12 protein-coding genes are annotated in these 13,095 nt (G+C 69.9%); all 12 read right to left on the reverse strand.

Features of this window, described 5'->3' with window-relative positions; all coding sequences use genetic code 11:
- Nucleotides 1-3 precede the first annotated feature (3 nt).
- Genes nuoL through ABZ562_RS28800 form a run of 12 tightly spaced genes read right to left on the reverse strand, consistent with a single transcriptional unit; the run spans nucleotide 4 to nucleotide 12,827 of the window.
- The gene (nuoL, locus tag ABZ562_RS28745) at nucleotides 4-1,944 is read right to left on the reverse strand and encodes an NADH-quinone oxidoreductase subunit L (protein WP_361485055.1); all 1,941 of its coding nucleotides are present in this window, start codon (nucleotides 1,942-1,944) and stop codon (nucleotides 4-6) included.
- Nucleotides 1,945-1,960: 16 nt separating this feature from the next.
- On the reverse strand, nucleotides 1,961-2,260 hold the full coding sequence (nuoK, locus tag ABZ562_RS28750; RefSeq protein ID WP_009715954.1) for an NADH-quinone oxidoreductase subunit NuoK: 300 nt from the start codon (nucleotides 2,258-2,260) through the stop codon (nucleotides 1,961-1,963).
- The gene (locus ABZ562_RS28755) at nucleotides 2,257-3,135 is read right to left on the reverse strand and encodes an NADH-quinone oxidoreductase subunit J (RefSeq protein ID WP_361485057.1); all 879 of its coding nucleotides are present in this window, start codon (nucleotides 3,133-3,135) and stop codon (nucleotides 2,257-2,259) included. The genes nuoK and ABZ562_RS28755 overlap by 4 nt, the downstream gene beginning before the upstream one ends.
- Nucleotides 3,132-3,764 carry an NADH-quinone oxidoreductase subunit NuoI gene (gene nuoI, locus ABZ562_RS28760; RefSeq protein WP_361485059.1) on the reverse strand — a complete coding sequence of 211 codons (633 nt, stop codon included), beginning with the start codon at nucleotides 3,762-3,764 and terminating at the stop codon, nucleotides 3,132-3,134. Before nuoI ends, ABZ562_RS28755 begins: the two co-directional genes overlap by 4 nt.
- Nucleotides 3,754-5,118, reverse strand: coding sequence for an NADH-quinone oxidoreductase subunit NuoH (gene nuoH, locus ABZ562_RS28765; RefSeq protein WP_361485061.1), 1,365 nt, complete (start codon nucleotides 5,116-5,118; stop codon nucleotides 3,754-3,756). Before nuoH ends, nuoI begins: the two co-directional genes overlap by 11 nt.
- The gene (locus tag ABZ562_RS28770) at nucleotides 5,115-7,610 is read right to left on the reverse strand and encodes an NADH-quinone oxidoreductase subunit G (RefSeq protein ID WP_361485063.1); all 2,496 of its coding nucleotides are present in this window, start codon (nucleotides 7,608-7,610) and stop codon (nucleotides 5,115-5,117) included. Before ABZ562_RS28770 ends, nuoH begins: the two co-directional genes overlap by 4 nt.
- On the reverse strand, nucleotides 7,607-8,986 hold the full coding sequence (gene nuoF / locus ABZ562_RS28775; protein ID WP_361485065.1) for an NADH-quinone oxidoreductase subunit NuoF: 1,380 nt from the start codon (nucleotides 8,984-8,986) through the stop codon (nucleotides 7,607-7,609). Before nuoF ends, ABZ562_RS28770 begins: the two co-directional genes overlap by 4 nt.
- Entirely contained in the window at nucleotides 8,986-9,795 is an 810-nt protein-coding gene (gene nuoE / locus ABZ562_RS28780) for an NADH-quinone oxidoreductase subunit NuoE (protein ID WP_055556166.1), read from the reverse strand. The genes nuoF and nuoE overlap by 1 nt, the downstream gene beginning before the upstream one ends.
- Nucleotides 9,796-9,812: 17 nt before the next feature.
- The gene (locus ABZ562_RS28785; protein ID WP_361485067.1) at nucleotides 9,813-11,147 is read right to left on the reverse strand and encodes an NADH-quinone oxidoreductase subunit D; all 1,335 of its coding nucleotides are present in this window, start codon (nucleotides 11,145-11,147) and stop codon (nucleotides 9,813-9,815) included.
- Entirely contained in the window at nucleotides 11,147-11,884 is a 738-nt protein-coding gene (locus ABZ562_RS28790; protein WP_361485069.1) for an NADH-quinone oxidoreductase subunit C, read from the reverse strand. Before ABZ562_RS28790 ends, ABZ562_RS28785 begins: the two co-directional genes overlap by 1 nt.
- On the reverse strand, nucleotides 11,881-12,435 hold the full coding sequence (locus tag ABZ562_RS28795) for an NADH-quinone oxidoreductase subunit B family protein (RefSeq protein WP_361485071.1): 555 nt from the start codon (nucleotides 12,433-12,435) through the stop codon (nucleotides 11,881-11,883). The genes ABZ562_RS28790 and ABZ562_RS28795 overlap by 4 nt, the downstream gene beginning before the upstream one ends.
- 32 nt (nucleotides 12,436-12,467) lie before the next feature.
- Nucleotides 12,468-12,827, reverse strand: a complete 360-nt coding sequence (locus ABZ562_RS28800) for an NADH-quinone oxidoreductase subunit A (RefSeq protein ID WP_055555973.1) — start codon at nucleotides 12,825-12,827, stop codon at nucleotides 12,468-12,470.
- Nucleotides 12,828-13,095: the final 268 nt, after the last annotated feature.

Consider the following 13,095-nt stretch of genomic DNA (forward strand, 5'->3'; position numbering starts at 1 on the left):
GACTCAGACCGCCCTCATCAGCAGGGTCGCGGCGATGAGAAGCGCCGCACCGCCGAACATCGAGACCGCGTACGTACGGGCGTAGCCGTTCTGGAGCTTGCGCAATCGGCCGGAGAGCCCGCCGACCCCGGCCGCCGTGCCGTTGACCACCCCGTCGACCAGCTTGTGGTCGAGGTAGACCAGACCGCGGGTGAGGTAGCGGCCGGGCTGGACGAGCGCGACGTGGTTGAAGTCGTCCTGAAGCAGGTCGCGGCGGGCGGCCCGGGTGAGCAGGGAGCCGCGCGGCGCGGTGCGCGGCACGGGCCGGCGCCCGTACTGCGCCCAGGCGAGGGCGACGCCGATGGCCAGGACGACCATCGTCCCGGCGGTGACGGCGGCGGCGCTGAGCGGGGAGTCGCCGTGGCTGTGGCCGGTGACCGGCTCCAGCCACTTCAGGAACGCGTCGTTCAGGCTGAAGAGACCGCCCGCGAAGACCGATCCGAAGGCCAGGACGATCATGGGGATGGTCATGGACTTCGGCGACTCGTGCGGATGCGGCAGCTCGCCGGGGCGCACGTCGAGACCGGGTTCGACGCTGGGCGCCTGGTCCGGGTCGGGCGCGGGCTCCCATCGCTTCTCGCCGAAGAACGTCATCAGCATCACGCGCGTCATGTAGTACGCGGTGATGGCCGCGCCCAGCAGGGCCGCGCCGCCGAGGATCCAGCCCTCGGTGCCGCCCTTGGCGAAGGCCGCCTCGATGATCTTGTCCTTGGACCAGAAGCCGGAGAGCCCCGGGAAGCCGATGATGGCGAGGTAGCCGAGCCCGAAGGTGACGAAGGTGACCGGCATGTACTTTCGCAGGCCCCCGTACTTGCGCATGTCGACCTCGTCGTTCATGGCGTGCATGACCGACCCGGCGCCGAGGAACAGGCCCGCTTTGAAGAAGCCGTGGGTGACCAGGTGCATGATCGCGAAGACATAGCCGATCGGGCCGAGCCCGGCGGCCAGGATCATGTAGCCGATCTGCGACATGGTGGACCCGGCCAGGGCCTTCTTGATGTCGTCCTTCGCGCAACCGACGATCGCACCGAAGAGCAGCGTGACCGCGCCGACCGCGACCACCGCGGCCTGGGCGTCGGGCGCCGCGTTGAAGATCGCGCCGGAGCGGGTGATCAGGTAGACGCCCGCGGTCACCATGGTCGCCGCGTGGATCAGGGCCGAGACCGGGGTCGGGCCCTCCATCGCGTCGCCGAGCCAGGACTGCAGCGGCACCTGGGCCGACTTGCCGCACGCGGCGAGCAGCAGCATCAGCCCGATGGCGGTGAGCTTGCCCTCGCTCGCGTCGGTCGCGTTCGACAGCACCGGGGCGAAGGCGAAGGAGCCGAAGGTCGTGAACATCAGCATGATCGCGATGGACAGGCCCATGTCACCGACGCGGTTGACGATGAACGCCTTCTTCGCCGCCGTCGCCGCGCTCGGCTTGTGCTGCCAGAAGCCGATGAGCAGGTACGAGGCGAGGCCGACGCCCTCCCAGCCGACGTACAGCAGCAGGTAGTTGTCGGCGAGGACGAGCAACAGCATGGCCGCGAGGAAGAGATTGAGATAGCCGAAGAAGCGGCGGCGCCGCTCGTCGTGCGCCATGTAGCCGATCGAGTAGATGTGGATCAGCGTGCCCACACCCGAGATCAGCAGGACGAAGGTCATCGACAGCTGGTCGAGCTGGAAGGCGACGTCCGCGCGGAAGCCGCCCACCGGAATCCAGCTGAAGACCTGGCTGTGCAGGGCGCGGTCGTGCTCGCCCCGGCCGAGCATGTCGGCGAAGAGCACGGCGCCGATCACGAAGGAGGCGCCCGCGAGCGCCGTGCCGAGGTAGTGGCCCGTGCGGTCCAGCCGCCGGCCCCCGCACAGCAGCAGGGCAGCGCCGAGCAGCGGGGCCGCGACGAGCAATCCGATGAGGTTCTCCACTTGAACGCGACCCCTTCTAGAGCTTCATCAGGCTGGCGTCGTCGACCGAGGCCGAATGGCGGGAGCGGAAGACGGTCACGATGATCGCGAGGCCGACCACGACCTCCGCCGCCGCGACGACCATCGTGAAGAACGCGATGATCTGGCCGTCGAGGTTGCCGTGCAGCCGGGAGAAGGTGACGAACGCGAGGTTGCACGCGTTCAGCATCAGCTCGACGCACATGAAGAGGACGATCGCGTTCCGCCGGATCACGACCCCGGCCGCACCGATGGTGAACAACAGGGCGGCCAGGTAGAGGTAGTTGACCGGATTCACTTGGCGACTCCCTTGTGGTGCTCGGCGTCCTCGGAGGCGCTGTCGGCGCCCTCGCCGGCAGCGTCTTCGGGGGCCCGCCGCCCCAGCCAGCGCTCCGAGCGCCGCTCCAGCGCCGCCAACTCCGCCAGCGCCTCACCGGAGACGTCCCGGACCTGGCCGCGGGCGCGCAGCGTCGCGTTGACCGACAGCTCGGAGGTCGTGCCGTCGGGCAGCAGACCGGGGATGTCCACCGCGTTGTGCCGGGCGTAGACACCGGGGGCGGGCAGCGGCGGGACGTGCTTGCCGGTGCGCACCCGCGCCTCGGACTGCTCGCGCTGGGTGCGCGCCCGCTCGGTGCGCTCGCGGTGGGTCAGCACCATCGCGCCGACCGCCGCCGTGATCAGCAGCGCGCCGGTGATCTCGAAGGCGAAGACGTACTTGGTGAAGACCAGGGCCGCCAGACCCTCCACATTGCCGCCGGAGTTGGCCTGCGCCAGCCCGTCGAACGTCTTCAGCGAGGCGTTCCCGATGCCGGCGCACAGCAGGATGCCGAAGCCCAGCCCGCACAGGGCGGCGAGCCAGCGCTGCCCCTTCAGGGTCTCCTTCAGCGAATCCGCCGCGGTGACGCCGACCAGCATCACGACGAAGAGGAAGAGCATCATGATCGCGCCGGTGTAGACCACGATCTGGACGACGCCCAGGAAATACGCCCCGTTGGCGAGGTAGAAGATCGCCAGGACGATCATGGTGCCGGCCAGGCTCAGGGCGCTGTGCACGGCCTTGCGCATCAGGATCGTGCACAGCGCGCCGATCACGGCGACCGTGCCGAGCACCCAGAACTGGACGGCCTCCCCGGTGGAGGTGGTGGAGGCCGCCGCGGCCAGTGCGCCGCTCATGCCTCCACCCCCCGCTGGTTCTCCGCCTGCGTCTCCGCTTGGGTCTCCTCGTTGCCCGCGGCCTGGTCGGACAGGGTCTCGCCCTTGCTGACCGCGGTCTGACGGGTGGTCCCGGGCGCGGCCTCGGTCACCAGCCCCCGGTAGTAGTCCTGCTCGTCCATCCCGGGGTAGATGGCGTGCGGGCTGTCGACCATGCCCTCGGTGAGCCCCGCGAGCAGCTCCTCCTTGGTGTAGATGAGCGATTCGCGGGTGCGGTCGGCCAGCTCGTACTCATTGGTCATGGTCAGCGCCCGGGTGGGGCACGCCTCGACGCACAGGCCGCACAGGATGCAGCGCAGATAGTTGATCTGGTAGACGCGGCCGTAGCGCTCGCCCGGGGAGTAGCGCTCCTCGTCGGTGTTGTCGGCGCCCTCCACGTAGATCGCGTCCGCCGGGCAGGCCCAGGCGCACAGCTCGCATCCGATGCACTTCTCCAGCCCGTCCGGATGCCGGTTGAGCTGGTGACGTCCGTGGAAGCGGGGCGCGGTGGGCTTCTTCTCCTCGGGGTACTGCTCGGTCAGCCGCTTCTTGAACATGGCCTTGAAGGTCACGCCGAAGCCGGCCACCGGGTTCTGGAAGTCAGACACCATCGGCCTCCTTTCCGTCACTGACAGTGTCGGGGCCACCACTGACAATCAGCTCCCGGTCCTGTCGGGAGCGCCGTCGCGGTACGGGCGGCAGGGACTGGCCGGGCAGCGGCGGCACCGGGAATCCGCCCGCCATCGGGTCGAAGGCGGGCTCGGGGCCCTCCTCCGCCGGTTCGGCCTCGCCCTTCGCCGCCGCCCCGCGGTCGCGGAAGACGTCGACGACGAAGGACAGCAGCAGCAGCGCGATCACCGCGCTGCCGACGTACAGCACGATCGACTGGTTGTCGTAGTTCTCGTTGCGCAGCGCCCGCACGGTGGCGACCAGCATCAGCCAGACCATCGAGATCGGGATGAGGACCTTCCAGCCCAGCTTCATGAACTGGTCGTAGCGCACCCGGGGCACCGAGGCGCGGATCCAGATGAAGACGAACAGCGACGAGACGACCTTGCCGAGGAACCACAGCAGCGGCCACCAGCCGTGGTTGGCGCCCTCCCAGAAGGTGCTGATCGGCCAGGGCGCCCGCCAGCCGCCGAGGAAGAGGGTCACGGCGACCATCGAGACGGTGACCATGTTGATGTACTCGGCGAGCATGAACAGCGCGAACTTGATCGACGAGTACTCGGTGTTGAAGCCGCCCACCAGGTCGCCCTCGGACTCCGGCATGTCGAACGGCGCCCGGTTGGTCTCCCCGACCATCGCCACGATGTAGATGAGGAACGAGACCGGCAGCAGCACCACGTACCAGCGGTCCTGCTGGGAGGCGACGATCTGCGAGGTCGACATCGACCCGGAGTAGAGGAACACCGCCGCGAAGGACAGGCCCATCGCGATCTCGTAGCTGATCATCTGGGCGCAGGAGCGCAGGCCGCCGAGGAGCGGATACGTCGACCCGGAGGACCAGCCCGCCAGCACGATGCCGTAGATGCCGACCGAGGCGGTGGCGAGGATGTAGAGGACGGCGATCGGCAGGTCGGTCAGCTGCATCGCGGTGCGGTGCCCGAACACCGACACCTCCCCGCCGGCCGGGCCGAACGGGATCACCGCGACCGCCATGAAGGCGGGGATGGCCGCGACGATCGGCGCCAGGACGTAGACCACCTTGTCGGCGCCCTTGACGACCACGTCCTCCTTGAGCATCAGCTTCACGCCGTCCGCGAGGGACTGCAGCATGCCCCAGGGCCCGTGCCGGTTCGGGCCGATGCGCAGCTGCATCCAGCCCATCACCTTGCGCTCCATGACGATGGAGATCAGCACCGTCAGCATCAGGAACGCGAAGCAGAACACGACCTTGATCAGGATCAGCCACCACGGGTCGTGGCCGAACATCGACAGGTCCTCCGCGGCGAGATACCTCATGAGGTCACCTCCGGCTCGGTCACAGGAGCGGTGATCGTGACGACGTCACCGGGGCGGGCGCCCAGATCGCGCCGCACGCCGCCGCCGGTGGAGTTCAGCGGCAGCCAGACGACCCGGTCGGGCATCGGCGTCACGCACAGGGGCAGCTGGACGGAACCGGCCGGGCCGGTGACCCGCAGCGGCTGGCCGTCGCGCACCCCCGCCTCCTCGGCGGTCGCCGCCGAGAGCCGGGCCACCGCGGCGTGCCGGGTCGCCGTCAGCGCCGGATCGCCCTCCTGGAGCCGCCCCTGGTCGAGCAGCAGCCGGTGACCGGCGAGCACCGCCTCGCCCTCGGCGGGCCGGGGCAGCGGGCCCCCGGTCTCCAGCGGGGCGGTGGCGCGCAGCCCCTGCCAGGTGCCGAGCCGGGTCAGCTCGGCGCGGGCGGCCGCCACGTCCGGCAGGCCCAGGTCCGTATCGAGGGCGTCGGCCAGCATGTGCAGCACCCGGGCGTCCGGGAGGGTGTGACGGCGGGTCATCTGGTCCGGCTTGAGCGCGGCCTCGAACGGCCGGGCCCGGCCCTCCCAGTTGAGGAACGTGCCGGACTTCTCGACGACCGCCGCGACCGGGAGCACCACGTCCGCCCGCTCGGTGACCTCCGAGGGCCGCTGCTCCAGGCTGACCACGAACCCGGCCGCGTCCAGGGCCGCCAGGGCCCGCTCCGGGTCGGGCAGATCCGCCGGCTCGACCCCGCCGACCAGCAGCGCGCCGAGCCCGCCGCTCGCGGCGGCCTCCACGATCTGGCCGGTGTCGCGGCCCACCTGGTGCGGCAGATCGGAGATCCCCCACACCGCGGCGGTCTCCTCACGGGCCCGCGGATCGTGCGCCGGGCGGCCGCCGGGCAGCAGCCCGGGCAGCGCGCCCGCCTCGATCGCGCCCCGCTCGCCCGCCCGGCGCGGGATCCACGCGAGCGTGGCGCCGGTGGCGGCCGCGGCCCGTACGGCGGCGGTCAGTCCGCCCACCACCGACGCCAGCCGCTCGCCGACGACGATGACCGCGCCCTCCTCGCGCAGCGCCTCGGCGGCCCGCTCACCGTCCTCGTCCAGGCCCGTACGGCCCGCGATCGCGTCCAGCCACTCGGTCTCGGTGCCGGGCGCGGCGGGCAGCAGGGTGCCGCCCGCCTTCGTCAGGCCCCGGGTGGCGTGGGTGGCGAGCGAGAAGGTCCGCTGGCCGTGCTTGCGGTAGGCCTTGCGCAGCCGCAGGAAGACCCCGGGCGCCTCCTCCTCGGCCTCGAGCCCGGCCAGCAGCACCGCGGGCGCCTTCTCCAGCGCGGCGTACGTCAGTCCGCCGCCGTCCAGGTCACGGCCGCGGCCCGCGATGTGGGCGGCCAGGAAGTCGGCCTCCTCGTCGCTGTGCGCCCGGGCCCGGAAGTCGATGTCGTTGGTCTCCAGGACGGTCCGCGCGAACTTGGCGTACGCGTACGCGTCCTCCACCGTCAGCCGGCCGCCGGTCAGCACCCCGGTGCGGCCGCGCGCCGCGGCCAGCCCCTCGGCCGCCGCCGCCAGGGCCTCGGGCCAGCCCGCGGGCTCCAGCTTCCCCGACTCGCCGTTCCGCACCAGCGGGGTGGAGAGCCGGTCCGGGAGTTGGGCGTACCGGAAGCCGAAGCGGCCCTTGTCGCAGATCCACTCCTCGTTGACCTCGGGGTCGTCCGCCGCGAGGCGCCGCATGACCTTGCCGCGCCGGTGGTCGGTGCGGGTCGCGCAGCCGCCCGCGCAGTGCTCGCACACGCTGGGCGAGGACACCAGGTCGAAGGGGCGGGAGCGGAAGCGGTACGCGGCCGAGGTGAGCGCGCCCACCGGGCAGATCTGGATGGTGTTGCCGGAGAAGTACGACTCGAACGGGTCGCCCTCGCCGGTGCCCACCTGCTGCAGCGCGCCGCGCTCCAGCAGCTCGATCATCGGGTCGCCCGCGATCTGGTTGGAGAAGCGGGTGCAGCGCGCGCACAGCACACAGCGCTCGCGGTCCAGCAGCACCTGGGCCGAGATCGGGACCGGCTTGGCGAACGTGCGCTTCTGGCCCTCGAACCGGCTGTCGGCCTGTCCGGCGCTCATCGCCTGGTTCTGCAGCGGGCATTCACCGCCCTTGTCGCAGACCGGGCAGTCCAGCGGATGGTTGATCAGCAGCAGCTCCATCACCCCGCGCTGCGCCTTCTCGGCGACCGGCGAGGTGAGCTGGGTCTTCACGACCATGCCGTCGGTGCAGGTGATGGTGCACGAGGCCATCGGCTTGCGCTGGCCCTCCACCTCGACGATGCACTGGCGGCAGGCGCCCGCGGGGTCGAGCAGCGGATGGTCGCAGAAGCGCGGGATCTCGATCCCGAGGAGCTCGGCGGCGCGGATGACCAGCGTCCCCTTCGGGACGGAGATCTCGATCCCGTCGATGGTGACGGAGACCAGATCCTCTCGCGGCACCGCCGCCTCCCCGCCTCCCGAGGGTGCGTTGGTGGTCACGGTCATGCGGTCACCCCCACAGTGGTGCGCGGCTCGTCGGCCCAGACGGTGGACTTGGCCGGGTCGAAGGGACAGCCTCCGCCGGTGATGTGCTGCTCGTACTCCGCCCGGAAGTACTTCAGCGAGGAGAAGATGGGGCTGGCGGCGCCGTCGCCCAGCGCGCAGAAGGACTTGCCGTTGATGTTGTCGGCGATGTCGGCCAGCTTGTCGAGGTCGGCCATGCGCCCCTTGCCGGCCTCCAGGTCGCGCAGCAGCTGCACCAGCCAGTACGTGCCCTCGCGGCAGGGTGTGCACTTGCCGCAGGATTCATGCGCGTAGAACTCGGTCCAGCGGGTCACCGCCCGCACCACGCAGGTGGTCTCGTCGAAGCACTGGAGCGCCTTGGTGCCCAGCATCGACCCGGCAGCGCCCACGCCCTCGTAGTCCAGCGGCACGTCGAGGTGCTCCTCGGTGAGCAGCGGGGTGGACGAGCCGCCGGGCGTCCAGAACTTCAGCCGGTGGCCGGGGCGCATGCCGCCGCTCATGTCGAGCAGCTGGCGCAGGGTGATGCCGAGCGGGCCCTCGAACTGGCCGGGGTTGGCCACATGGCCCGACAGCGAGTAGAGCGTGAAGCCCGGGGACTTCTCGCTGCCCATCGAACGGAACCATTCCTTGCCCTTGTTCAGGATCGAGGGAACCGAGGCGATGGATTCGACGTTGTTGACGACAGTGGGGCACGCGTACAGACCGGCCACCGCGGGGAAGGGAGGCCGCAGCCGGGGCTGGCCGCGGCGTCCCTCCAGCGAGTCCAGCAGTGCGGTCTCCTCACCGCAGATGTACGCGCCCGCGCCCGCGTGCACCGTGATGTCGAGGCCGGGGAGCCCGTCCACCCCGAGCTTCTGCCGGCGCCGCTCGGCCGTGCCCAGGTAGCCCGCCTCGTATGCCTCGCGCACGGCCTCGTGCAGCCGCCGCAGCACCGGCACGGTCTCGCCGCGCAGGTAGATGAAGGCGTGCTCGGAGCGGATGGCGTGGCAGGCGATGACCATGCCCTCGATGAGGGCGTGCGGATTGGCGTAGAGAAGGGGGATGTCCTTGCAGGTGCCGGGTTCCGACTCGTCGGCGTTGACGACGAGATAGTGCGGCTTGCCGTCGCCCTGCGGGATGAACTGCCACTTCATCCCGGTGGGGAAGCCCGCGCCGCCGCGGCCGCGCAGTCCGGCGTCCTTCACCAGCGCGATCACGGCATCGGGGTCCATGGCGAGCGCCTTGGCGCTGCCCTGGTAGCCCTCGTGCCGCAGATAGGCGCGCAGCGTCCAGGACTTCGCCTCGTCCCAGTGCGCGGAGAGCACGGGAGCCAGCAGCTTCTCGGGGCTGTGCTCGGATCGCTCGGTCGTCACGGTCATCACTCCCCCTCCTCGGCGACCGGACCTGACGGGTGGTGCGGATCGGAGGCCGAGGTCCGCTGCGGCGCGTCGTGCGAACTGGGATGCGCCGGCGGCGTCTCGTCCTGCGGGGCTCCCCCGTGCCGCGGCGAGACGACCCGGCCGGGCGCCTCCTCCCCCTTGGCCAGCCGCAGCCCGGTGAGCGAGGCGGGACCGGCGGAGCCACCGGCCTCGACGGCTCCGGGGCGCGGGTCGGGGAAACCGGCGAGGATGCGCGCGGTCTCCTTGAACGTGCACAGCGGCGCGCCCCGGGTCGGGGTGACGGTGCGGCCCGCCCGGAGGTCGTCGACCAGCCGCTTGGCGGAGTCGACGGTCTGGTTGTCGAAGAACTCCCAGTTGACCATCACCACAGGGGCGAAGTCGCAGGCCGCGTTGCACTCGATGTGCTCCAGGGTGACCTTGCCGTCCTCGGTGGTCTCCCCGTTGCCCAGCTCCAGATGGCGCTGCAGCTCCTCGAAGATCGCGTCCCCGCCCATCACCGCGCACAGGGTGTTGGTGCACACCCCGACCTGGTAGTCGCCCGAGGCCTTGCGCCGGTACATGGTGTAGAAGGTGGCGACCGCGGTGACCTCGGCGGTGGTCAGGTCCAGCATCTCGGCGCAGAACCGCATGCCGGTGCGGGTGACATGGCCCTCCTCGGACTGCACCAGGTGCAGCAGCGGCAGCAGGGCGCTGCGGCTGTCCGGGTAGCGGGCGATCACCTCCGCAGCGTCCGCTTCGAGCCGGGACCGCACCTCGGCCGGGTAGTCGGGAGCCGGCAGCTGCGGCATCCCCAGCGTCACATCACTCACCGGTCGACGCCTCCCATCACGGGGTCGATGGACGCGACGGCGACGATGACGTCGGCGACCTGGCCGCCCTCGCACATGGCCGCCACGGCCTGGAGATTGGTGAACGACGGATCGCGGAAGTGGACGCGGTACGGGCGGGTGCCGCCGTCGCTGGCCATGTGCACGCCCAGTTCGCCCTTGGGCGACTCGACGGCCACGTACGTCTGTCCGGGCGGGACCCGGAATCCCTCGGTCACCAGCTTGAAGTGGTGGATCAGGGCCTCCATCGAGGTGCCCATGATGTTCTTGATGTGGTCGAGGGAGTTGCCGAGCCCGTCCGCCCCGAGCGCGAGCTGCGCGGGCCAGGCGATCTTCTTGTCCGCGACCATCACCGGTCCGGGCTCCAGCCGGTCCAGGCACTGTTCGACGATCCGCAGCGACTGGCGCATCTCCTCCAGCCGGATCAGGAAGCGCCCGTACGCGTCGCAGGTGTCGGCGGTCGGCACCTCGAAGTCGTACGTGTCGTAGCCGCAGTACGGCTGGGCCTTGCGCAGATCGTGCGGCAGGCCGGTCGAGCGCAGTATCGGGCCGGTCACGCCGAGCGCCATGCAGCCCGCGAGGTCGAGGTACCCGACGTCCTGGAGGCGGGCCTTGAAGATGGGGTTCCCGGTCGCGAGCTTGTCGTACTCGACCATGTTCTTGCGCATCGTCTTCAGGAACGCGCGGATCTGGTCGACCGCGCCGGGCGGCAGATCCTGGGCGAGGCCGCCGGGCCGGATGTACGCGTGGTTCATCCGCAGGCCGGTGATCAGCTCGTAGAGGTCCAGGATCAGCTCGCGGTCCCGGAATCCGTAGATCATGACGGTGGTCGCGCCCAGCTCCATGCCGCCGGTGGCGATGCACACCAGATGGGAGGAGAGCCGGTTCAGCTCCATCATCAGCACCCGGATGACGGTGGCGCGGTCCGGGATCTGGTCCTCGATGCCGAGCAGCTTCTCGACGCCCAGGCAGTACGCCGCCTCGTTGGAGAAGGGCGTCAGATAGTCCATGCGCGTCACGAACGTGGTGCCCTGCGTCCAGTTCCGGAATTCGAGGTTCTTCTCGATCCCGGTGTGCAGATAGCCGATTCCGCAGCGGGCCTCGGTGACCGTCTCGCCGTCGATCTCCAGGATCAGCCGGAGCACCCCGTGGGTCGAGGGGTGCTGCGGACCCATGTTGACGATGATCCGCTCGTCGTCGGCCTTCGCCGCGGAGGCCACGACCTCGTCCCAGTCGCCGCCGGTGACGGTGTAGACGGTGCCCTCGGTGGTCTCGCGCGCGGAGGCGGAGGGGGTTGCGTGGGTGGCAGACATCAGCTGTACGACCTCCGCTGGTCCGGAGCCGGGATCTGGGCGCCCTTGTACTCGACGGGGATGCCGCCGAGGGGGTAGTCCTTGCGCTGCGGGAAGCCCTGCCAGTCGTCCGGCATCATGATCCGCGTGAGCGCGGGGTGACCGTCGAAGACGATGCCGAAGAAGTCGTAGGTCTCCCGCTCGTGCCAGTCGTTGGTCGGATAGACGTCGACGATCGACGGGATGTGCGGATCGCTGTCCGGGGCGCTCACCTCCAGCCGGAGCACCCGGTTATGGGTGATCGACCGCAGGTGGTAGACGGCGTGCAGCTCACGGCCCTTGTCGCCGGGGAAGTGAACCCCGCTGACGCCCGTGCACAGCTCGAAGCGGAGCGCCGGGTCGTCGCGCAGGGTCCGGGCGACCCGCGGCAGGTGCTCGCGGGCGATGTGGAAGGTCAGCTCGTCGCGGTCCACGACGGTCTTCTCGATCGCGTTGTCCGGGAGCAGCGACTGCTCCTCCAGCGCGCCCTCGAGTTCGTCGGCGACCTCGTCGAACCAGCCCCCGTACGGGCGGGTGGCCTGGCCCGGCAGCCGCACGGGGCGCACCAGACCGCCGTAGCCGGTGGTGTCGCCGCCGTTGTTGGCGCCGAACATGCCGCGCTGGACGCGGATGGCCTCGCCCTGGTCACCGCGGCGGCCGGGAAGGTTCTCGGCGTTGAGGTCCTTGTCGGGATTGACCCCGTTACCGTTCGCTGTCACCTCAGCAGCCCCTTCATCTCGATCGTCGGGAGCGCCTTCATCGCCGCTTCCTCCGCCTCACGGGCCGCACGCTCGCGGTTCACACCGAGCTTCTCCTCGCGGATCTTCTGGTGCAGTTTGAGGATCGCGTCCAAGAGCATCTCGGGCCGCGGCGGGCAGCCGGGCAGGTAGATGTCCACGGGGACGATGTGATCGACGCCCTGCACGATCGCGTAGTTGTTGAACATGCCGCCGCTGGAGGCGCACACGCCCATCGAGATGACCCATTTCGGGTTCGGCATCTGGTCGTAGACCTGGCGCAGCACCGGGGCCATCTTCTGGCTGACCCGCCCCGCGACGATCATCAGATCGGCCTGCCGGGGCGAGCCGCGGAAGACCTCCATGCCGAAGCGGGCGAGGTCGTAGCGTCCGGCGCCCGTCGTCATCATTTCGATGGCGCAGCAGGCCAGGCCGAAGGTGGCCGGGAAGACGGAGGACTTACGGGCCAGCCCGGCGGCCTGTTCGACGGTGGTCAGCAGGAACCCGCTCGGAAGTTTCTCTTCGATACCCATGCGCTGTTTCCCCTATCTCCTCTTGAGCCCCTTTAGTCCCACTCCAGGCCGCCGCGCCGCCACACGTAGGCGTAGGCGACGAAGACGGTGAGCACGAAGAGGAGCATCTCCACGAGCCCGAACAACCCGAGGGCGTCGAAGGTGACGGCCCAGGGGTAGAGGAAGACGATCTCGATGTCGAAGACGATGAAGAGCATCGCCGTCAGGTAGTACTTGATGGGGAAGCGCCCACCGCCGGCCGGATGTGGAGTCGGCTCGATCCCGCACTCGTAGGCCTCGAGCTTGGCCCGGTTGTAGCGCTTGGGGCCGATGATCGCGGCCATGAACACCGAGAAGATCGCAAAAGCTGCCCCGAGGGCTCCCAGTACGAGGATGGGCGCGTATGCGTTCACCGTCCTCGCTCCCTTCAGTCGACGATGACTGGCTGGCGGACCGCACGGACGTGCCGTCGCCTCACGAAGATCGTGCTCATGTGAGGCAGTTCACAAGCCCGTTTCGCCTGCATCTTATGCCCGTCGGTCTGTGATCTGCGACACGGGGTACGCCAACGTCTTTGTGATCTCCACCACCTGACGAAGGATCATGAAGTCGGATGAGCGGTGATCTTGTACGTGAAGCATCCATTCAGTCACGAGAGGTGACAATCGAAGATGTCATCAC

The organism is Streptomyces sp. NPDC019937, from assembly GCF_040631655.1.
Classification (GTDB): Bacteria; Actinomycetota; Actinomycetes; order Streptomycetales; family Streptomycetaceae; genus Streptomyces.